The 19,458-nt window shown below is 64.4% G+C and carries 22 protein-coding genes; all 22 read right to left on the bottom strand.

All coding sequences use genetic code 11. The features are described from left to right. Positions 1-8: 8 nt before the first annotated feature. The gene (gene flhA, locus MJD61_18540; GenBank protein ID MCG8557262.1) at positions 9-2,054 is read right to left on the bottom strand and encodes a flagellar biosynthesis protein FlhA; all 2,046 of its coding nucleotides are present in this window, start codon (positions 2,052-2,054) and stop codon (positions 9-11) included. Beyond that, the gene (locus MJD61_18535; GenBank protein MCG8557261.1) at positions 2,051-3,100 is read right to left on the bottom strand and encodes an EscU/YscU/HrcU family type III secretion system export apparatus switch protein; all 1,050 of its coding nucleotides are present in this window, start codon (positions 3,098-3,100) and stop codon (positions 2,051-2,053) included. The genes flhA and MJD61_18535 overlap by 4 nt, the downstream gene beginning before the upstream one ends. Continuing rightward, positions 3,093-3,875 carry a flagellar biosynthetic protein FliR gene (locus MJD61_18530; protein MCG8557260.1) on the bottom strand — a complete coding sequence of 261 codons (783 nt, stop codon included), beginning with the start codon at positions 3,873-3,875 and terminating at the stop codon, positions 3,093-3,095. Before MJD61_18530 ends, MJD61_18535 begins: the two co-directional genes overlap by 8 nt. Next, entirely contained in the window at positions 3,872-4,366 is a 495-nt protein-coding gene (locus MJD61_18525) for a hypothetical protein (GenBank protein MCG8557259.1), read from the bottom strand. Before MJD61_18525 ends, MJD61_18530 begins: the two co-directional genes overlap by 4 nt. Continuing rightward, entirely contained in the window at positions 4,353-4,622 is a 270-nt protein-coding gene (locus MJD61_18520) for a flagellar biosynthetic protein FliQ (GenBank protein ID MCG8557258.1), read from the bottom strand. Before MJD61_18520 ends, MJD61_18525 begins: the two co-directional genes overlap by 14 nt. Then, positions 4,619-5,464 carry a flagellar type III secretion system pore protein FliP gene (gene fliP, locus MJD61_18515; protein ID MCG8557257.1) on the bottom strand — a complete coding sequence of 282 codons (846 nt, stop codon included), beginning with the start codon at positions 5,462-5,464 and terminating at the stop codon, positions 4,619-4,621. The genes MJD61_18520 and fliP overlap by 4 nt, the downstream gene beginning before the upstream one ends. Further along, positions 5,464-6,549 (bottom strand): flagellar biosynthetic protein FliO, encoded by a 1,086-nt coding sequence (locus MJD61_18510; GenBank protein MCG8557256.1) that lies wholly within the window; start codon positions 6,547-6,549, stop codon positions 5,464-5,466. Before MJD61_18510 ends, fliP begins: the two co-directional genes overlap by 1 nt. After that, complete coding sequence (gene fliN, locus MJD61_18505) at positions 6,549-6,836, bottom strand: flagellar motor switch protein FliN (protein MCG8557255.1); 288 nt, start codon at positions 6,834-6,836, stop codon at positions 6,549-6,551. Before fliN ends, MJD61_18510 begins: the two co-directional genes overlap by 1 nt. Before the next feature lie 7 nt (positions 6,837-6,843). Then, positions 6,844-7,794 carry a FliM/FliN family flagellar motor switch protein gene (locus MJD61_18500; protein MCG8557254.1) on the bottom strand — a complete coding sequence of 317 codons (951 nt, stop codon included), beginning with the start codon at positions 7,792-7,794 and terminating at the stop codon, positions 6,844-6,846. Beyond that, positions 7,794-8,282 carry a flagellar basal body-associated FliL family protein gene (locus tag MJD61_18495; GenBank protein MCG8557253.1) on the bottom strand — a complete coding sequence of 163 codons (489 nt, stop codon included), beginning with the start codon at positions 8,280-8,282 and terminating at the stop codon, positions 7,794-7,796. The genes MJD61_18500 and MJD61_18495 overlap by 1 nt, the downstream gene beginning before the upstream one ends. 313 nt (positions 8,283-8,595) lie before the next feature. Continuing rightward, positions 8,596-9,894, bottom strand: a complete 1,299-nt coding sequence (locus MJD61_18490; GenBank protein MCG8557252.1) for a flagellar hook protein FlgE — start codon at positions 9,892-9,894, stop codon at positions 8,596-8,598. Positions 9,895-9,907: 13 nt separating this feature from the next. Further along, a complete protein-coding gene (locus tag MJD61_18485; GenBank protein MCG8557251.1) occupies positions 9,908-10,573 on the bottom strand; it encodes a hypothetical protein in 666 nt (221 codons plus the stop codon). A 1-nt stretch (position 10,574) separates the two neighbouring features. Further along, on the bottom strand, positions 10,575-11,822 hold the full coding sequence (locus MJD61_18480; GenBank protein MCG8557250.1) for a flagellar hook-length control protein FliK: 1,248 nt from the start codon (positions 11,820-11,822) through the stop codon (positions 10,575-10,577). A 10-nt stretch (positions 11,823-11,832) separates the two neighbouring features. Further along, entirely contained in the window at positions 11,833-12,264 is a 432-nt protein-coding gene (locus tag MJD61_18475) for a hypothetical protein (protein ID MCG8557249.1), read from the bottom strand. Then, the gene (locus MJD61_18470; protein ID MCG8557248.1) at positions 12,261-13,583 is read right to left on the bottom strand and encodes a FliI/YscN family ATPase; all 1,323 of its coding nucleotides are present in this window, start codon (positions 13,581-13,583) and stop codon (positions 12,261-12,263) included. The genes MJD61_18475 and MJD61_18470 overlap by 4 nt, the downstream gene beginning before the upstream one ends. After that, positions 13,583-14,218: a hypothetical protein gene (locus tag MJD61_18465; GenBank protein MCG8557247.1), complete on the bottom strand. Its 636-nt coding sequence runs from the start codon at positions 14,216-14,218 to the stop codon at positions 13,583-13,585. Before MJD61_18465 ends, MJD61_18470 begins: the two co-directional genes overlap by 1 nt. A gap of 46 nt (positions 14,219-14,264) precedes the next feature. Continuing rightward, entirely contained in the window at positions 14,265-15,368 is a 1,104-nt protein-coding gene (gene fliG, locus MJD61_18460) for a flagellar motor switch protein FliG (GenBank protein MCG8557246.1), read from the bottom strand. Next, positions 15,361-17,010 carry a flagellar M-ring protein FliF gene (fliF, locus tag MJD61_18455; GenBank protein ID MCG8557245.1) on the bottom strand — a complete coding sequence of 550 codons (1,650 nt, stop codon included), beginning with the start codon at positions 17,008-17,010 and terminating at the stop codon, positions 15,361-15,363. The genes fliG and fliF overlap by 8 nt, the downstream gene beginning before the upstream one ends. A 3-nt stretch (positions 17,011-17,013) precedes the next feature. Beyond that, complete coding sequence (gene fliE, locus MJD61_18450) at positions 17,014-17,319, bottom strand: flagellar hook-basal body complex protein FliE (GenBank protein MCG8557244.1); 306 nt, start codon at positions 17,317-17,319, stop codon at positions 17,014-17,016. Positions 17,320-17,321: 2 nt separating this feature from the next. Further along, the gene (gene flgC, locus MJD61_18445; protein MCG8557243.1) at positions 17,322-17,759 is read right to left on the bottom strand and encodes a flagellar basal body rod protein FlgC; all 438 of its coding nucleotides are present in this window, start codon (positions 17,757-17,759) and stop codon (positions 17,322-17,324) included. Positions 17,760-17,767: 8 nt separating this feature from the next. Continuing rightward, positions 17,768-18,166 (bottom strand): flagellar basal body rod protein FlgB, encoded by a 399-nt coding sequence (flgB, locus tag MJD61_18440; GenBank protein MCG8557242.1) that lies wholly within the window; start codon positions 18,164-18,166, stop codon positions 17,768-17,770. A gap of 279 nt (positions 18,167-18,445) precedes the next feature. Further along, a partial coding sequence (locus tag MJD61_18435) for a sigma-54 dependent transcriptional regulator (protein ID MCG8557241.1) occupies positions 18,446-19,458 on the bottom strand: 1,013 nt, incomplete at its 5' end.

Below are 19,458 nucleotides of genomic sequence, written 5' to 3'. Positions count from 1 at the left end.
AATAGCCCCTAGATCGTCACCACCCCGAGCGTCCGAACATTCACCCGAGGGTCGATTTCCCGGTACGAAAGCACGGACAAGCCGGGCACTCGGCGCCTGAAGAACTCCGCTGCCTGCGGGCGAATATCGGGCGAGCACACCAACACCGGTGGTGTCGGTACGCCGGCGAAGGCACGCGAAGCTCCGTCCAGGGAGCCGAGCAGACTCTGGGCTTCGCTGGCACTTGGGCCATGTTGCCGGAATGCGTCCTCGGCCCTCGGCTCGAGCACGACGGCGGCAACCCTGCCTTCCTCGTCCTTGAAGCGGGCCGTGATGTGGCGCGCCAGACGTTGCCTGACACGATCCGTCAGGAGCGTCGTGTCCTTGCACTCGCGCGCGTTGTCTGCGAGGGCCTCGAAGATGCTGCGAAGATCGCGGATGGACACACCCTCCTGCAGGAGACCGCGCAGCACTTTGATGACCTCACCCAAAGGCAGCAGATTGGGAATCAGCTCATCCACGATGCGCGGCTCGCGTCGCGCGAGGATATCGATCAGTTCCTGCGCTTCGCTGCGGCCCAGCAGATCCGATGCGCAGCCCCGCAGCATCTCCGTGATATGCGTCGCGGCGACCGTCGCGGCATCCACGACCGTGTAGCCCGAGCCCTCGGCCCGCTCGCGCTGCGCTGTGGCGATCCAACGCGCGGGAAGACCGAAGGCGGGTTCCTTGACCGTCTCGCCGTCCACGGGCGGAGCCGAACCGGTGGGGTCCATCGCCAACAAGCGTCGCGGCCTGAGCTCGCCCTCGCCAACGGTATTGCCGGACAGCAGCAGACGATAGCATCTGGAACCAAGCCGCACGTTGTCCCGGATGTGAATCGATGGAATCAGAATGCCAAGCTCGCTCGCGAGATTGCGACGGATCGCGGCGATGCGCTCGACAAGCTCGCCGCCTTGCTGCCCGTCCACCAGCGGGACGAGGTCGTAGCCCACTTCGAGCTCCAGCAGGTCGAGCGGGAGCAGCTCCTCCAGCTCTTCGCGCTCGTTGCGCTCGGGCTCGGGTTGGCCGCCTGTCTCGCCGTCACGCGGCACACCGGCTTGCGAATCCAGCGCATGGCGCGAAAGGGCCCAAACCGCGCCCGCAAGCAAGCCAAAGGGAAGCAACGGCATGCCCGGCAGCAGCCCGATGAACGCCAGCAGGCCGGCAGTCGAGAGCAGGGCACGCTTTCGCAGACCGAGTTGCTGCATGATGGCGGGCGAAAGAGCCGCGTCCGTGGACGTGCGCGTGACCACCACGCCTGCAGCCGTCGAAACAAGCAGTGCGGGAATCTGCGACGCCAGACCGTCGCCGACCGAGAGGATCGTGTAGGTGGAGGCCGCTTCGAGCAGCTCCATATCCTGCTGCAGCACCCCGACGATGAAGCCCACCACCACGTTGATGCCGGTCATCAGCAGGCCGGCCACGGCATCCCCGCGCACGAACTTCGAGGCTCCGTCCATGGCGCCGAAGAAGTCGCTCTCCTGTTCGAGCTGCTTGCGCCGGGCTCGAGCTTCGTCTTGTGTCAGCATGCCGGCGCTCAGATCGGCGTCGATCGACATTTGCTTACCTGGCAGGCCGTCCAACGCGAAGCGGGCTGCCACCTCTGCCACGCGCCCCGAGCCCTTCGTAATCACGATGAAGTTGATAATGACAAGCAATAGAAAGATCGCTGCGCCGACTACGAAATTGCCACCCACCATGAAGACGCCAAAGGCCTCGATAATGCCTCCGGCAGCGCGCGTGCCTTGGCCGCCGTCAAGCAATATCAGCCGCGTCGACGCCACGTTCAGTGCCAGACGCAGCAGCGTCGTGAAGAGAAGGATCGTGGGGAAGGCCGATATCTCGAGCGGCCGTTCCAGATTGATCGCGATCAGCAGCAGCGCTACCGACAGTGCGATCGAGGTCGCCAGCAGCACGTCGAGCAGCCAGGACGGAACCGGTGTCACGAGCAGCAGTACCACGCCCACCAGAGCCAGCGGCACGAGCGTGTACACGCGCGAGCCCGAGAAAGCCTCGCTGGCGCCGCTAGCGTTCACCTGAGACCACCTCGCAGTCGAAGCACGTGAGCGATGACCTGGGCCGTAGCGGCGTAGAGCTCAACAGGAATGGCATGACCAACCTTGGTGCTTCCATGCATGGCGCGTGCCAGCGGTCGATTCTCTACGATCGGAACACCGTAGGATCGTGCAGCGGCCCGCATCTGCAGCGCCACATCGTCGATGCCCTTGGAAACCACGGTCGGCGCCGAATCCCCATCCGCCTCGTAGCGCAGCGCAACCGAAACGTGCGTCGGGTTCGTGACCAGTACAGTCGCGTGCTTGACGTCCGCCACGGCACGACGTCTCGCCACCTCCCGCATTCGCTGCCGTACCTTTCCTTTCACCTGCACGTCACCGTGCGCCTGCCGCTTCTCGTCGCTGACCTCCTGCTTGGACATCTTTGCGTCTTCCTCGAATTTGCGCTTGACCAGCCGGTAATCCACGATGGCCAACAGCACGAACGCCGATATCGCGTAGAGCGCCAGCTTCAATGCCGCGGCTCCTACGGTGGCCGCCGCCACGATGGGTTCGATCATTGCGAGCACGAAGAAGCTCGGAATCGCATCATTCAAGACCATGTACGCAACGACTCCCACGAGAACCATCTTGGCGAAGGATTTGAGGATCTCGATCAGGGTCTCTTTCGTGGGCAGCATACGCTGCAGCGCAGGTAGAGGATTGAATCGCTCCAGCTTGAATCGGAGTACGTTGGGTTGAAACAGCCATCCGGTTTGAAATCCGCTGACGATCCCGGTTACGGCTGCCGCCACGAACACCACGGGCAGCACCGAACCTGAAAAAACTGGGAGCAGCACCGCCAGCGCCTGCAAGGGACGATCCGCATCCTGGAGCCTGAAGCTCCGGATCGCGAAGGCGATCACGTCGGATCCGAGGGAAGCACTCATGAAATAGAGCGCGAACGCGGCGCCGATCAAGGTCGCGACGGCCGTCAAGTCCTGGCTGCGAGCGATCTTGCCCTCCGAACGCAGCTTCGCCCGGCGTTTCGGTGTTGCCTCCTCGGTTCTGGACTCCTTGTCAGCCATGCTCCCCCTGTAGGGCTCGCATCAGCACGACAGGAATAGTGCGGACCTCGACTGCAATGGCATTGGCCACACTGGACGCCGACAGAAAAAGCGTCAGCAGCCCCATGGCGGCCGCCAGCGCAAAGGTGAACGTGAACAGCTGCACCTTGGGAGCAGCCCGTGAGACGAGCGCGATCGCGAGCTGTGTGATGAACATCGTTGCTACGACGGGTGCTGCTATGCGTAGGCCGTGACCCACCATCGAGCTGCCCGTGGCGAGAACATTGTCCGCATTCACTACCGACAGTGCTTGACCCGGAGGAACCAGCTGTACGCTCGCTCCGAGCGCGGTGATCAGCGCGTGGTGGCCTTCAAGAGCGAAGAAGACCAAACCGGCGAACGCCCGGAAGATGGCGGCCGTTACCATACCTTGTTCCCCCAGCGTTGGGTCCACCGCATTGGCGAAGCCCAAACCCATGGTGAAGCCTGCGACCGTTCCCGCAACGTCCGCGGCTACCAGCACGACACGAACCGTCAAGCCCAGCAGCGCGCCTATCATCAGCTCGCCGAAGGCCGATCGCAGCAAGGCAAACGGCCGGTCGTCGACCGCGGCGGCTGCATCCAGGTGAGGAAGCGATACCATGACGGCCACCAGGATTCCCAGCAGGGCGCGTATCTGCATCGGTGCGGTCGCCCCAAAGGGAGCCGGCAGTGCAGCAAACGCGATGCCGACCCGGGCGGCGATCAGCCCGATCAGAGGCAGGACCTGCAGCACCGCACCGAAGAGCTCCGTCACGTGCTACCCCCGATTCCCAATGCTTCAGGTCCCGCGGCTCTCCCCGAAACCCTGTTTCCAGAGGCCCTGAGCTCGAGCGTCGACGATCGCACATCGTGGTCGTGGTCGTGGTCGTGGCCGTGGTCGTGGTCGTGGTCGCGGTCGCGGTCGTGGCCGTGGCTGTGGCTGGTATGAGGCAACCTAGCCAGTAACCGACATGTCCTCGGTGCCACGTCTGCTACCGAGACCGACGAGTCCAAGCAACCGATCGTCCCTGTCGTTGAGATGCTCACCAAGCTCTTCCGATAGTCACGAGTGGATCCGGCTACGTGCACGCCTACGACCATGACCACGCCCACGCCCACGACCACGGTCACGACCACGACCACGGCCACGGCCACGACCACGGCCACGACCACGGCCACGGCCACGGCCACGACCACGGCCACGACCACCCAGCGTTCGAGCCTGCCGTCCCCACATTGGCATGGTCGGCGCTCAGGGGTGCACATGCGCCATCTCGGTCAGCACGCGAGTCGCAAACGCCACCAGCTTCGACATGATCCAGGGAGAGGCGACCGCAAGCGACACCACCGCGGCCAGGGCCTTGGGCGCGAAGGCCACTGCGGAGTCGCTGATCTGTGTCGCCGCCTGAAGAATCGCGACCAGCATGCCGACGATCACTGCCGCCAGCACCGCCGGTGAGCCCGCGACCACGGTCATCCACAGCATCTCACGGAACCAGTCGATTGCCACCGAGACCGTCATGCGAAGGAAGCCACCACCGAACGTGTGAGAAGCGCCCAGCCATCCACTGCCACGAAGAGAAGGATCTTGAGCGGAGTTGAAATCATCGTGGGCGGCAGCATCACCATCCCCATCGCAGTCAGGAGGGACGACACCACGAGATCGACCAGGACAAAAGGCAAGAAGAGCAAGAAACCCATTTCGAATCCCGATCTCAGCTCGGACAACATGAATGCAGGTACCAGAAGATACAGGGGAACATCGCTGGCCTCGTCGGGCAGCCGAGTCGTGGTGACATCGTAGAACAGCCTCAAGTCCGAGCTGCGCGTCTGCGGCAGCAGGAAGGCCGAGATTGCGCGGGATGCCGCGCCAAAGGCCTGCCGTTCATCGATCTGTTTCGACATGTAGGGCTCGATGCTTTCTTGATTGACGCGCTGAGCAACCGGAGCCATCACGACGGCAGTCAACAGCAGCGCCAGGGCCATCACGACCTGCGTCGGCGGCACGTTGTTGGTGCCCAGTGCCTGCCGAGCGAAGGACAGCACGACCACGATGCGTGTGAAAGAGGTTACGGTGATGAGCAGCGCGGGAGCCAGCGACAGGACCGTGAGCAGAAGCAAGAGCTTCAGGGCCGGTACCATCTGTTCGGGACCCTGGGCATCGCCGACGCTGATGGTCACGCTGGGCAGTGACTGCGCCGAAGCCCCTTCGTTGAAGAGCAGCATGAAGGAGCACAGCGCCAGCGGCGACGCCGTCCGAAGCACGCAGCGCAGCGACCGCTCGAGCAGACCACGAGGAGCCGAAGGCAGGCGCCGGCGGGGCCCCGGCCTGTGGTGGCCTGGAACGTGACAGCGGCGAAGCATCAACGACCCAAGCGCTCACGGAGCCGAACGAGCCCGGCGACCGCCCCACGGCCCGCATCGGGCTTCTTCCTCGCCAGTGCAAGTAGCCCCTGCAGATTGGCCTCGTCGTTGCTTGCCGCCCCCAGCACGTCCCGGCGGGGTCGAAAGCCCTCGCCTTCGGGCCGCTGCGCTTCGGTCGAGGCAGGCTCGGACGCCTCCCGGGCCGAGGCCACGGTGGCAAGGTTTTGCACCTGCCTTCCGGCAATCGACAGCAGGTGATCGCGACCAAAGGCTCTCACGACCAACAGCTGAAAGCCCGTTCCCAGGCGCCGACTCGCCACGACCTCGATTTCCGGGCGAGCGTCGTTTCCGCCACGCCGCTTCTGCACGACCTTGACCGCCAGCAGGACGCCCGCGAGTATCGCACTAATCCAGAGAAGCACGGTGAGTTGGGAGGACCCCGAATCGTCTGCGGCTACCGAAAGAGGGGGTCGCTTGATGCGCCTGATGCGCTTGGTCTTTGTCTTTGTTTTCGCGAGCTCATCGCCGGCCCCGAGCTTCTGTTTGCTGCCCGGGCGGCCAACGTTGGGGGTGTTGGCCGGCGCGGCAGCAGGCGGCTCCGGGATCTGCAGCTCGGGCCGCTCGATGGCCTTGGACGCCTGAAGGGAGCGCAGGTGCTCACGGGGTATGAGCACCCTCGTTTGATTCCCGTCGCGTTCGACGCCGACCGCGACGCTCGGCACCTGGCGCCCGTCCGCCAGGTGAATCGCGAGCATCAGTGTGCGACCGTAACCGGGCCAGAGGCTCGCGCGTGCGATGGCAACGCCATCTCCCGGGGCGCGCATGCGGATGTCCTCCTTTACATCGGGGAACCAGACCTTGACTCGCCCCGGGAAGGAACGGATTCGTGGCGAGCCAAGCTGCTCGCTGGAGCCTATGCGGACGAAGCGGTGTGTATCGTTGGAGCCTACGACGAGCTGGGTCACCTCGAGGGCGCGTGCCGAGCCTGGAGCAAACCCCGCAGCCAGCGAGGTCATGATCAACACACCGCCCCAGCCGAGGTCACCCGATCGACGCTGCAACCGATCCGCTGCACTACACGGCATCACTCGCTACCTCCTCCAAGTCTCTTGACGCGCTCGCGTGGTGGGACGATCTCGGTGATGCGCACGCCGTATCGTTCCCCAACCACGACGGCCTCTCCCTGCGCGATCAGGGTACGGTTCGCGTAGATGGACAGGGGGGAGCCAGCCGCGGTCGTCAGCTCGAGCACGGTTCCTGCTGCGACGGAAAGCAGCTCGCTGATCTTCATCCGCTTGCGGCCCAGTTCAACGTGCAATTCCAGCGGAATCTCCATGATTCGCGCCAGCTCGGTCTGAGTTTGTTCGTCCATCTCTGCCTCACAGCGTTTCGTGGATCTCTACGGCCAGATTGCCATGATGGATCACCGGCATCCCCCTGAGCTTGGTGACCCCCTCGACCTGAAGCGCAAGCGGCTGTCCCGGAACACCATCGAGCCGCAGCACCTGCCCCACCTCCATGGCCAGCACCTCGCCTACGAAGGATCGGCGCGTGCCCAGCACGGCCACGAGCTCGATCTCGGCGAAGGCGATGCGTGCGGCCATCTTGCCCCGCTCGTCGTCCGATGCCTGAGACTCCTCTGCAGGCTCGACCGTGGGACTGGTGGCGCGCACCGCACCCGCCGTCAAAGCCACGATCACCTCGTCCCCGACGCTTCCCGCCGGGACCGTTCGCACGCCGACGCGCAACAGAGGCTCGAACTGCGTGAGCGGAGGAAGCTCGTTGATCCCCCTGAGTACTTCGACCAGTCGCACGTCGCCTTCGGAGCCGCCCCAAATCAGGGAGAAGGAGCGCACGACCTGTTCGACAAACGGCCGCAGCACGCGACGATCGATCGAAGTGAGCTCGTGACGCACCACGGCGGGACCGTCATCGACATCACCGGGTGCTCCCAGGCGTCGCTCGATGACGAAAGAAGCCAAGGCCGGCCCCAGGATGATAAGACCCCAGGACTCGTCTCGGGAACGCAGCGTCGCGATGCAGGATCCCGGGACAATGGCGCTGCTGAGCACGTTGAAGGGCACGATTTCCGAGGGTTGATCCTCGCTGGTGGAAATCACGGACGTGCCATGCAACAGCGCCTTGCGAACCTCCGGTGCGAAGTCCTGCGTGCAACGATCGGCACGTCCCAAGGCCTGACGCAGCGGACGATCGGGCGAGCCGAGGTCCGCTCCTTCCACATTGGAGGAGTCGTCTGGATCGCTGCGCATGACATCCAGGAGCGCCTCCGTTTCGGCGCCAGACAGCAACGGCTCTTGGGATTCCTCCATCACTGAACTACGAACTCGCTGAAGTAGGCCTTCTTCACGAGATCCTCCTCGAGCACCTCGTTGGCCAGATCCACGATGGCCTCGTGCAGCTCGGCCTTCCTGCCGTGATCCGACACCTCCGCCACTCGCAGTGAAGACAGGTGCGTGATCAGCCCATCCCTGATCGGAACAAGGGATGCTTCGACCGCCGGAAGCTTGTCGGCCGAGTGTATTTCCAGCTGTATCACTGCCTTGAGATAATGGGACGCGTCCTCAGCCGCCAGATTGACCACCAGGGGACGAAGCGCCACCAGGGGACCAAGTTTGCCAGCCTTGGCGCTTTCCGTTTCGACCGGCTCGCTATCCTCACCTTGCTGGGCGCTGCTGCCTCCGCTGAACAACAGGAAATAGACGGCCGTACCGCCCACAGCGACAAGATTGAGCAGCAGCAAGATCAGAATCAGCTTGTTGCGGGGTTTGACAGGCAGTTCAGGAGTGTCATCCGCCATTGCTTCTCCTTGATCCTTGGCGCCTCGGGCTCAAGATCTCGCGACCAGTCGAGCCGCTAGAGCGGCTCCAGCAATGTTCGAAGCACGAGCCGTGCCAGGACGAGATGATCCACGGATCCCGCGCGCTACACGCGTCGCGCGAGGCGAGCAGGCGCTTTTCACGTCAGCAGCTTGACGCTGGCCGGCAGTGCAGGATTCCTGAAACCCATCGAGAAAAGGGCGAGGGAGGCTTCATGATGGCAGAAGAAAAAAACGCGCCGACCGCTGGGCCGGCGCGCTTCGTCGCCTTGGGGTAGCGGCGGTAGCGGCCGCGCTACCGCTTGAGATTGATGAGCTCCTGGTAGAGTTGATCCGAGGTAGTGATGATGCGCGAGTTCGCTTGAAATCCGCGCTGGTAGGCGATTAGATCGACGAATTCCCGGCCGAGATCTACGTTGGCTTGCTCCAGCGCCCCCGCCACGATCGATCCGCGTCCGCCGGACTCGGCGCTCCCCACCAGCGCGGCCCCCGATGCCTGGGTCGCCGTCCAAAGGCCGTCTCCAGCGCGCTCGAGCCCGTCCACGCTGGCAAAGTCTGCAACGGCCACCTGACCCAATGTTCTGCGCTGGCCGTTGGTGAACACACCCACGATCGTCCCATCCGAAGCGATCGATATGCCTGCGACCGAACCGGCGGCATAACCGTCTTGGGCGATCCCGTTGGTGGTAAAGGGCGAGCCGAACTGGGTGGTGGCGTCGAGCCCTGTGCCACCATCGCCGGTGACGCTGGTTCCAAAGTCGAAGACGATCGCCTGACCAGGCGCCGCACCAGCAAAACCAAACGAGCTGGCCCCGGGGGTCTCGGTGTCGAGCGCGCCGCTGGTGTTGAACGTCAGCGTGCCGCCGGCGCCCTCCGTGGGTATTCCGGGGGTGCCGCCTGTCAGCTCGCCGCCGTCTACCATGGCATGCCATTCCCAGGCGTTTGCAGCCGTCTTGCGGAAGTAGGTGGTTACTTCGTGGGCGTTGCCCAGCGAATCGTATACCGTGACAGCCGTCGAGAAATTCGATGTGCCGGCTGGATCGGCCGGGTCCCACGCCGCGACCGGAACCTGTGCATTCGCGTCGAAGTTCAACGAGAGGTCGACCCGGGTGCTCGGACTCGCAGCGATCGTACCGGGCGCGATCGTCAGGTCCGAAACCGTGCCCTGCAGGTTACCGTTGGCGTCGACTCCGTAGCCCTGGAGCTTCATGCCCGCGGGATTCACGATGACGCCGTTGGCATCGATGTGAAACTGGCCCGCACGAGTGTAGTACTCGCCATGCGTGCCGCTCACATTGCCTTCAACGACGAAGAACCCATCTCCGGTGAGCGCCAGATCGGTCGGTGACTCGGTGGTCAACAGGGCACCCTGCGACCACATCTGTTCGATCGAAGCCAGACGGACACCGCCACCGGCTGCAGGAGCGGCATCCGGACCCGCGATCGAGCGTCCAAGGATGTCCTCGAACTGGGCCCGCGAGCGTTTGAACCCGGTCGTGTTGACGTTGGCGATATTGTCGCCGACCACACCCAGGGCTTCACCGTGGGATCGCAGACCGGAGGCGCCTGTATTGAGCGAGCGAAGTATGGACATGGGTACTCTCCTTCTATTCTCCAATGGAGGTCACGTCGCCTAGCAAAACACGAGAATTGCCGACCATGAGCTCCGGATATCCGTTGTCATAAGCTACCGCCGATACACGACCGATGATCTCGGTGGAGACTTCCATGGGGTTGCCATCGGAGTCCCTTGCAAGAACCTGGAGGCGGTAGCGACCGGGGGGCACCGGCCGGCCGGACGAATCGCTGCCATCCCAGTGGAGCGAGTGGATCCCCGGCATCAGATTGACGGCCTCGATGTTCTTGATCAACTCACCGCTGCTGCTGTGGATCGCGATGCTGACCTCGCTGGCACGGCTCGGCAATCGAAAACCGGCGCTTGCACCGCCCGACTCGCCGAGGTGCAGGTTGTCACCCGTTGCCACCACACGCTTGCCGACTAGATTGGCGGCCTGAGCATTCGACTGCGCAATCGTCGCGACCTCAAGGGCTCTGACCTTGCTTCCGATCTGCACCAGCTGATCCACGCTCGTGAGCTGCGAGAGCTGGGTGATGAACTCGCGCGAATCCGTGGGATCGAGCGGGTCCTGATTCTGCAGCTGCGCGACAAGGAGCTTCATGAAGGCATCGCGACCAATCTCGTCGGCGGCCCCATCCTTCGTGGCTGCAGTCTCTGCAGTCGTGTTGGTCGACCAAAGTCCGTGGATTTCCATTTTATTCCTCGCTCTCCAGATCCGATCGGCGTCGCACCCGGTCGATGAGACCGCTTGCAGCCGTGGCCGCGGTATGGACGCTCATGCGACGCAGGTTCAGGCCCAGCTGGCTGATGCGGGTGCGCAGCTGTCCGGCGGAAGCACGCAGCATCCCTCCGTGCGATTGCTTCGATACCGTGAAACGGAGGTCGAGCCCACCCGCGGTCAAGCGCAGCGCGATCTTGACGCGTCCGAGTTGCCGATGCTGCAGTTCGATGGTCGCACCGCCCGACCGCAGGCTCCCGGCGTTTTTGGGATCGCGCGCCGCGTGCACTATAGACCGTGCCAGCACTCGGACCTCGAGCGCTGCCAAGGTGCGTGCCGGGGTCAACCCCGCACCGGCTTCGCCTTGTCCCATGGCAGGGAGCGTGAATGCGCTGTCCTGCACGTGCGATACGCCGGGGTTCGTTGCCGCCGGCAGGAAGCGCTGCGCGGAGTGCTCGAAGGCCGGGTGACGCGGCTGCGGGCCCTGGGGTGCCTGCTCGGGTGGCGCCGGCCCGGGTGCGGCTTGCGACACGGTCTGCCCGATCGCTCCGGTCTCTGTGTTGGACGCGGCTCCCGGCGGGACCAGCGGCAGCGTTTTCGGCCTGCGCTCGTGCGTGGTTGGCGCCGCTGCCGCGGCGACTCCCAGCAGGCCGGCGGCACGCCGAGCGCGCCCTGCGGACAGGCCCACAGCCAGGCCCACAGCCTTTGGAACGGCGCCAAACAGGTTGCTGGCCTGATCGAACCGGAAGGAACTAGCCCGACCTGCATCTCGCCGATCTACCTGCGGGCCCGAGGCAGAGGGCGATTGGCGCAACGGTGGGCGGCCTGCGTGTGCCGGGCCTAGCTGACGAGGGCCTTGCTGACGAGGGCCCTGCTGACGATCGCGGCTCGGCCCGGCCACGACCTCGCGAGGCGCCCCGTCCCCCAGCTGGGATGTGCGTCGGGCCTGCGCTGCCTTGGCGGTGGGGACACGGTCCGCGTGCCCGACCTTCGGCGCTTGTGCCGCGCGGGGCGCCAGGTCGTGCACCACCTCGGCCGGATGGCGTTCGTCGCTTGGCGCTGCAGACAAGGCTTCGGACTCGGTCCTCGGCTGTGCACCGGCGTGCTCCTGCATCCGGTGCGCTAGGGGAAGCTTGAAAGCGCGTCCGGAGCCCGCACGGTCGGCGGTCATCCGCCTGTTCGGAGCTTGCTGCGCCGGGAGCGCAGCCATGTGCTTGACCTTCACCGTCCAACCCTCATCGCATCCGGCAGATCCGCGCCGCGGCCTCGTCGCTGGCCATTTGATCGTGCTGTTGCCGCGTTCGGGCGTGTTGCCTCGCCAGGCGGTCGTCGAGCACTTCCAGGGCGCGCAGCGCTCGGTGCGCGCTGTCCAGGGATTCTCGTTTGGCTAGCTGCATCCGACGTTTGTCGGCCACGAGCCTCTGCGCGCTCGCCATGGTCTCGCCGGCGATCGCCACGATTCCGGCGCGCAGCGCTAGATCACCGGCGCCTCGCTCGACGGGCTGCGTCAAGGCGACAATCGCTGCGCTGCGTTCGCTTGCGGCCTCGGTCATCGCGTTTTGTGCTTCGGCGAGGGCCCTCGTGGCCATGGCAAGCTCGACGCGATGTGCGTCTCTTATGCGCTTTTTGACGCGAATGATGCGCGCCAGCCGATGTCGGTCCTTCATTCGTTCTCGCTTTCCCAAATCGCGGTCAACGCCGGGACGACCTGCGCCGCTTCCGCACGCTCGTTTGGTGTCTGACGCAGGAATCGTTCCAGGTGCGGCATGCGCCGCAATGCCTCGTCGAGCCGCGGCAGGGCTCCACTTTGGTATGCACCGACCGCCACCAGATCCTCGGCTTCGCGATAGGCGGCAAGCAGCTCCCGAACGCGGGCCGCGTACTGCTGGTGCTTGGGCGTGGCCACCTGCGGCATGACACGCGAGACACTGGCTGCGACGTCGATCGCCGGGTGGTGGCCTCGCTCTGCCAGCTGCCGCGAGAGCACGATGTGGCCGTCCATGATGGCACGAGCCGCGTCTGCAACCGGCTCGCTCATCTCGTCGCCCTCCACGAGCACCGTGTAGACTCCCGTAATGGAACCCTGTCCGCTCGTCGTTCCCGCCCGCTCGAGCAAACGTGGCAGTGCCGCGAATACACTCGGAGTATAACCCTTGGTCGTAGGCGGCTCACCCGCCGCCAGGCCAATCTCGCGCAGCGCCATGGCGTAGCGGGTCAAACTGTCCATGACCAACAGAACATGAAGGCCCCGATCTCGAAAAAACTCCGCGATGGCCGTTGCGTACAGCGCCCCGCGCGCCCGAATCAGCGGCGGATCGGCGCTGGTGGCGGCAACCACGACCGAACGCGCCAAGCCCTCTTGCCCCAGCGTCCGGTTGACGAACTCCTCCACTTCGCGCCCGCGCTCACCGACCAGCCCGACCACGACCACGTCCGCCTGAGTGTTTCGCACCATCATGCCGAGCAGGGTGCTTTTGCCCACGCCGCCGCCGGCGAAGATTCCGACCCGCTGACCCCGCCCCAAGGACAGCAGGCCGTCAAGCGCCCGAACTCCGACGTGCAGCGGTGTGTCGATCGGCCGCCGCCTGAGCGGATTGCGCGAAGCCCCATGCAGCGGGACGTCAAGCTCCAGCGCCGGCGGCGCTCGACCATCGAGCGGCCTGCCCAACGCGTCGACGACGCTGCCGAGCAGGCCGGTTCCCACGGCTACGCGGGTGGCGCGCCCAATGTGGCGCAGCGTCGATCCCACCTCGAGCCCATGGGTCTCCCCCAAGGGCATCAACAGGCACGTGGCCCCGCGCAGACCTACGACCTGCGCCTGGATGGTCGCGCCGCCCGAGAGCGGCTCCAGCTCGAACAGGTCGCCCATGCCTGCGCGACAGCCTTTGGCCTCCAAGACCAGCCCCACCACCTGACTCAGCTTGCCCGCAACCACGGGTCGAGCCGCCCGGCGTGCGCTCGGAATGTACTGGCGCAGGCCGGTGATCAAGCCGTCTGCCTCCCGCGCCGTCGCCGCTCCTCCTCGAGCGCCCGGTACACCGACCGTAAACGTTCGCCAACACGGCCGTCCACCTGGCTGTGCTCGTCTTCCACCACGCAGCCCAGGCCCTCGAGCTCGGCGTCCAACTCGAGCTCGACAGCCACACCGTCCACGTCCAAGCTGCCGCCACCAACTTCCTTGACGATGGTTTCGTAGGCCTCCTTGGACGCGCGCAGCGTGACCCGGCCCTCGACGCCAAGCGCTCTGCACGCCGCTTGCGCAAGGGCAACGTGAAGCTGCGGTTCGAGCTGGAGTTGCTGCTCCACTATCTCGGACGCGATGGCCACAGCCAGCTCGATCAGCTCTCCTTCGATCTGCCTGAACGCTTGGTCGCGTGCGCAGGCATGCTCCAGCGTCGCTTGTACAAACTCTCGCATGCGCTCCTCGAGCTGGGCCAACAGCTCCGCCGGGGGTTCGGCCACGGCGGCGACAGCTACCGGCTCCGGTTCTTCCACGGGTTCCGGTTCAGCTGCTGCCTCGGGCCCTGGCTCGACCGAAGTCCCGAGCCGGCGTAGCTCCAAAGGCCTCACTTGCGTCTCGCGCCGCTCCAACCAATCGGGTGGCACTGCGTCGCTCGACACCGAAGGAAAGCGATGGGGGGGCGCCTGCGACTCCCGGCCGCGAGGACTAGACAAAATCGCCGCCTCCTTCGCGCGCAATGCTGATCTTGTTCTCCCTCTCGAGATTCAGCGCGATCTCAACGATCTCCTGTTGTGCTTGCTCGACATCGGTGACTCGCACCGGACCAAGCAGCTCCAATTCTTCCCGCAGCATCCCCGCGGCGCGCGACGACAGGTTACCGAAGATCTTTTCTTGCAGATCCTCGCTGGCATTCTTGAGGGCGAGCACCAGCTTGTCGGTTTGAATCTGCTTCAGCAACGCCTGCATTCCACGGCTGTCGATGCGCAACAGATCCTCGAACACGAACATCGCGCCGCGAAGTTGCTCCGCCAGGTGCGCGTCTGCAGAAGTGAGGGCGTCGAGGAGCTGCTCTGTCTCCTCGGGGGGCAGACGCTTCAGAAGGCCCGACGCCACCGTCAACCCCCCCACCTCGGACCGGCCGCTCGCCTTGATGGCTGAAACCTCCTGGGCGAACTCGTCCTCGATATCTTGCACCACAGACTCGGGGACCCCCTCCAGCCGTGCGATCCGCAGCACCACTTCCGCCTGCCTGTCAGCCGTCATCTTTCCGATCACCTGAGCGGCCTTCTCGTTGTCGAGCTGAGAGAGCACCACGGCGATCGTCTGTGGCTGTTCGCTCTCGAGCAGGCCCAGGATCGTTGTTGCGTCCAGGCGACCGAGCTCCGCGAACGGCCCCGGAGCCATCTTGGCGCTCCACAGCTCTGCGGCGCGGCCTTCCCCTAGCGCCTTGCCGGCAAGGCGGCGCAGGTACGAACCGCTGCCGGATAGGCTGGCACTGCCTCCTCCGCCCGAGCGCTCCACGAATTCCAGATGCACCGCGGCGATCGTCTGTGGCGAAACCTGGATCATCTCCGCGCTCACTTGGCGCAGCGCGCCGACCTGTTCGTCGCTCAGCTTCGACATGATGCGCGTGGCCAATCCCTCGTCCATGCTGACCAGAAACACGAGTGCCTTCTGAGGGCCGGTCAGCGCCTGGACCTCCGAACCGAGCTGCCCCGAAGCGGCTGGTGACGCCGAGGTCGCAGCCGCAGCCGATGCTATGGCTGAAGAGGGCTGCGCCTCGCCCGCAGCAGAGGCCGCGTCAGGCATTGCCACCCTCACTCAACCAGCCTCCCACCACACGCACCGCCAGATCCGGGTTTTGGTTGGCGAGCTCCGCGGCGTACGCTCGAACCTCGTCGATGTTCTCCGCATCGCGCTTGCCAGTCAGCGCTTGCAGCTGCTTCGACAGCGGTACCCTCTTCGCGCTGTCGGGCAATTGAATCCCGCCCGCCTCCGGTGCGGCTTTGAGCTCGACCATGCGCGGGCCGCTTGGACCCCGTGGCTCCGGCAGCTTGAGCAGTGGGGCCACACGCCGCTTCAAGGCCAAGAACAACAGGAATCCGAGACCGATCCCGATCCCTGCAGCAACGTAGGGTAGAAACGGTTCGAGCTCTCGCAACAGCACCAACAGCTGGTTTTCCGGCTCGGGCTCAAGGCCCGAAGCGGCAAAAGGCACGCACTCCACCGTGACCCGGTCTCCACGGCGCGACTGCGCTCCTACTGCGCTCGAAACGATGCCGTGTATTCGTTGCAGCTCCTCGTCTTCCAGCGGTTCGAAGACCCTGGCATCGCCGTCTTCACTCCATTGACCGTCTACGATCACGGCCACGTCGAGACGCGTGACGCGACCTACGGGTTCTACCGTGTGCCGGACCACTTTGCTGACCTCGAAGTTGCGGATCTCGTGGCGGCGATTCGTTCCGCCCTTGCCCGCCTTGCCGGCGGCGGGCGCCTCCCCACCCGGAAGATTCGAAGCCGACCCCACCACGCCGCCCGTGGTACGCCCGTCGGCGACCGCACCCTCCGTGGTCAAATCGAACGATCGCGTTGCTGTCTGCTCCGGGTCGAACTCCTGCTCGGTTCGTTCCTCGCGCGCGAAATTGACGACCGCGTCGACCCGCACGCGGCTTTTGCCCGCGCCCAGCATGGTGTCGAGCAGCTGCCGTACGGCGTCTTCCTTGAGGTGCTCCACGCGGCGCTTGTATGCCAGCGACGAATCCGTTCCCTTGCCGCCCTCTATATCTTCTCCGCTGTTGAGCTTGGCGCCTTTGCCATCCACCACGGTCACATTCGCCGGTTCGAGTCCGCGCACGCTCGCAGCGACCAAGTGCACCACTCCCCGAACCTGTTCGCCCCGGAGCCTGAGCCCCGGAGCAAGCCTCAAGACTACAGACGCACTGGCACCACCCCGGTCCGTGGCAAACAGGGCACGTTTGGGCATTACCAGGTGTACGCGCGCAGCATCGACCCCGGTAATGTGACGTATCGTACGCGCCAGCTCGCCCTCGAGCGCCCGGTGGTACTTGACCTGCTCGGCGAACTCACTCTCGCCGAAACGTTGCTCGTCGAAGATCTCGAAGCCGACCCCTCCACCGTTGGGCAGTCCCTCCCCGGCAAGAAGCAAGCGCGTTTCATGCACCCTGTCCTCGACCACCAAGATGGTCCGGCCCCCATCCTGCAGCTTGTGCTCGAGCTTCAGCTCGCCCAGGCGCGACACGATCTGAGCCGCATCTTCTTGCGAGAGATTCGCGAACAGCACGGTGTAGCTTGGGCGCGTCGCCAGGCCGGCGGCTAGGACGACAACCCCGATCGACACCGCCGCAGCCAGCGACCAGGCCATCCGCGCCTGGGGAGGCAAGAGCCCCCAGCGCTCGCGAATCCGCGTCAGTAGCTCGAGCGCCCGCTCCACCCGCTAAGCCCCCATGCGTGAGATCTCGCGATACGCTTCGATCACCTTGGTGCGAACGCTGCTCAGCAAGCGAAACGAAATGTCCGCCTTCTGCAGCGCGATCATGGTGCCGTGCAGGTCGTGCTGGCGTCCCTTCGCATACTGTACGGCCAAGTGCTCCGCCTTCGCCTGATTCTCATTCACCTCGGCGACGAAATCCTTCAGCCGCTCGGCAAAGCTATGGCCGCGATCCGTGACGGACGGCGCGGGGCGCGTGTCTGCCCGCTCGAGCTTGACCGTATCCACCAATGCTTGAAGCTCGCTCGCCATGGCTACATCCCGATCCTGAGCGCCGCACGCGCCATCGTCTTGACGGACTGAACGGCGGTGACGTTCGCCTCGTAGGAGCGCGCCGCTGTAATGAGATTGACCATTTCCTCGATGATATTGATGTTTGGAAAGGCTACGTAACCGCGCTCATCCGCATCCGGATGCCTGGGATCGTACACGAGCTGCGGCGGTGAAGCGTCAGAACGAACTTCCGGCACCTCTACGATGTACGCAGATCGCGCAGCGCCGTCTCCCAGCAGGTCACGGAAACGTGTCTGAGCGGGCACGGCTCTAAAAACAGGATCGAGCCGGCGGTAGGGCCCGCCATCCACGGTTCGGGTGGTGCGCGCATTGGCCAGGTTGGACGCGAGTGCATTCATTCGTACACGCTGTGCTGCAAGACCGGTTGAAGCGATTTCCATCGCATGAAACAAACTCACTGCCATTGCTATCCTCCTCGGCCTTGCGCGGCGTAGCGCAACAGAGCCAATTGTTTTTGTACCAGTCTCGCAGCGATGCTGAAGCGCATGTCGTTGGCGGCTGCTTTCGACATCTCCCGTTCCAAGCTCACCGAATTGCCGTCGAGCCCAGGTTGTACCGTCTGTTCCAGACTCTCGACTACACGATTGGAAGCGTGCGCACTGCTGCCTGTGGGGAGGTGAGCCTCGTGCGTAGCCGCAAGGGCAAGGCCGCCCGAGGTGCCCTGGTCCGGCACCCGTTCCAGCTCGAGCGGCTTGAATCCAGGCGTATCAACGTTCGCTATGTTGGAGGCGAGCACACTGTGCCGCTGAACGTGGTAGTCCATGGCCCTATGAAGCTCGCCGACCATCTTGAACAGCTCGGACATGGTGACAACTAGCAGCAAGGGCCATGCCAACCGTCCTGCGGGCTCAAGGACCTGCCTTTGCGCCCTAGATCGCCAAAAGCGCGACGGGCAGCAGCTACGGCGCCGCCAGGTTGCTGACACGATCCTTTTCGTGCTCCCGAACTGTCATCGATCGCTCGTCTTGATGAGCTTGACCAACATCGAGACGACCGGTTCGACTTCACCGAGCGCCCCGGCAACCACGTTGTCTTGAACCCTCTCGATTGCCAGGTCGGCTTTGACGTCCTTCTTACCCGGCGCCTAAGCTGCATGTGCATCGGGTTCGCCGATGCCCTTCTTTTTCAGCTTTTCCACGAGTGTCGTGCGATTCATCTGCAGGATTCCGGCGGCCCGGTTCTTGTTCCAGCCCGTTCTCTGCAGCGCCTGGCAGATCAGCGCGTTTTCGAACTGTTCGACTGCATCCTTGAAATTGATGCCCTCTTCGGGCAAAGCTGGATCGATGCTGCGGTTCGCAACGCTGTTCGGCTGCTCACGAATCTTGCGTGGCAAGTCGGCCACGTCGACCATTCCCTTGGACTTGATGAGCACCACACGTTCCATGAGATGCTCCAGCTGCCGCACGTTGCCGGGCCAGTCGTACGCCGCAAGGACGGCGACCGCTGGTTCCGTAATACCCTCCACCCGTCGCTGGCGGCGTTTGTTGGCGCTCTTTACGAAATGCGTGACGAGTTCCGGAATGTCGCTACGCCTCTCACGCAGCGGTGAGAGCTCAACGGGAATCACGTTTAGTCGGTAGAGCAGATCTTCCCGGAACTTTCCCTGCGCAGCCATGTCCTCGAGGTCACGGTTCGTGGCAGCGACGATTCGGACATCAACCTTGTGCGACCGGGGATTCCCGAGCGGCGTCACTTCCCGTTCCTGCAGAACTCGCAAGAACTTGGCTTGCAGTGCCAATGGCAGCTCGCCGATTTCGTCGAGAAAAATGGTCCCTCCGTCGGCCTGCAGGAACCGGCCGGTGCGCGCCTGGGTGGCGCCCGTAAAGGCCCCCTTGACGTGTCCAAATAGCTCGCTTTCGAGCAGATTCTCCGGGATGGCCGCACAGTTGACGGTTACGAAGGGCTTTGTATGGCGACTACTGCCTCGATGGAGGGCGCGCGCAACGAGCTCCTTTCCGGTACCTGTTTCGCCGGTAACCAATACGGTGCAATCCGTGTCGGCGACGCTTGCGAGCAGCTCAAATGTTTCCGTCAAGCTGGTATGCTGACCGAGCACACCGGGAGCGAACTGTTGTCTCCACAGCTGTGCCTCCGCTG

It is taken from the genome of Pseudomonadota bacterium, assembly GCA_022361155.1.
Taxonomy (GTDB): Bacteria; Myxococcota_A; Polyangia; order Polyangiales; family JAKSBK01; genus JAKSBK01.
Note: the sequence above shows the minus strand (reverse complement) of the source record. Positions and strands in the feature narration are given on the sequence as shown.

Bases quoted from the DNA above. Each gene is read 5' to 3' on its own strand.
- MJD61_18535 (MCG8557261.1), bottom strand. From the start codon at position 3,100: ATGGCTGACAAGGAGTCCAGAACCGAGGAGGCAACACCGAAACGCCGG.
- MJD61_18525 (MCG8557259.1), bottom strand. From the start codon at position 4,366: ATGTGCACCCCTGAGCGCCGACCATGCCAATGTGGGGACGGCAGGCTC.
- MJD61_18520 (MCG8557258.1), bottom strand. From the start codon at position 4,622: ATGACGGTCTCGGTGGCAATCGACTGGTTCCGTGAGATGCTGTGGATG.
- fliP (MCG8557257.1), bottom strand. From the start codon at position 5,464: ATGCTTCGCCGCTGTCACGTTCCAGGCCACCACAGGCCGGGGCCCCGC.
- MJD61_18510 (MCG8557256.1), bottom strand. From the start codon at position 6,549: ATGCCGTGTAGTGCAGCGGATCGGTTGCAGCGTCGATCGGGTGACCTC.
- fliN (MCG8557255.1), bottom strand. From the start codon at position 6,836: ATGGACGAACAAACTCAGACCGAGCTGGCGCGAATCATGGAGATTCCG.
- MJD61_18500 (MCG8557254.1), bottom strand. From the start codon at position 7,794: ATGGAGGAATCCCAAGAGCCGTTGCTGTCTGGCGCCGAAACGGAGGCG.
- MJD61_18495 (MCG8557253.1), bottom strand. From the start codon at position 8,282: ATGGCGGATGACACTCCTGAACTGCCTGTCAAACCCCGCAACAAGCTG.
- MJD61_18490 (MCG8557252.1), bottom strand. From the start codon at position 9,894: ATGTCCATACTTCGCTCGCTCAATACAGGCGCCTCCGGTCTGCGATCC.
- MJD61_18485 (MCG8557251.1), bottom strand. From the start codon at position 10,573: ATGGAAATCCACGGACTTTGGTCGACCAACACGACTGCAGAGACTGCA.
- MJD61_18475 (MCG8557249.1), bottom strand. From the start codon at position 12,264: ATGAAGGACCGACATCGGCTGGCGCGCATCATTCGCGTCAAAAAGCGC.
- fliG (MCG8557246.1), bottom strand. From the start codon at position 15,368: ATGCCTGACGCGGCCTCTGCTGCGGGCGAGGCGCAGCCCTCTTCAGCC.
- fliE (MCG8557244.1), bottom strand. From the start codon at position 17,319: ATGGCGAGCGAGCTTCAAGCATTGGTGGATACGGTCAAGCTCGAGCGG.
- flgB (MCG8557242.1), bottom strand. From the start codon at position 18,166: ATGTCCGAGCTGTTCAAGATGGTCGGCGAGCTTCATAGGGCCATGGAC.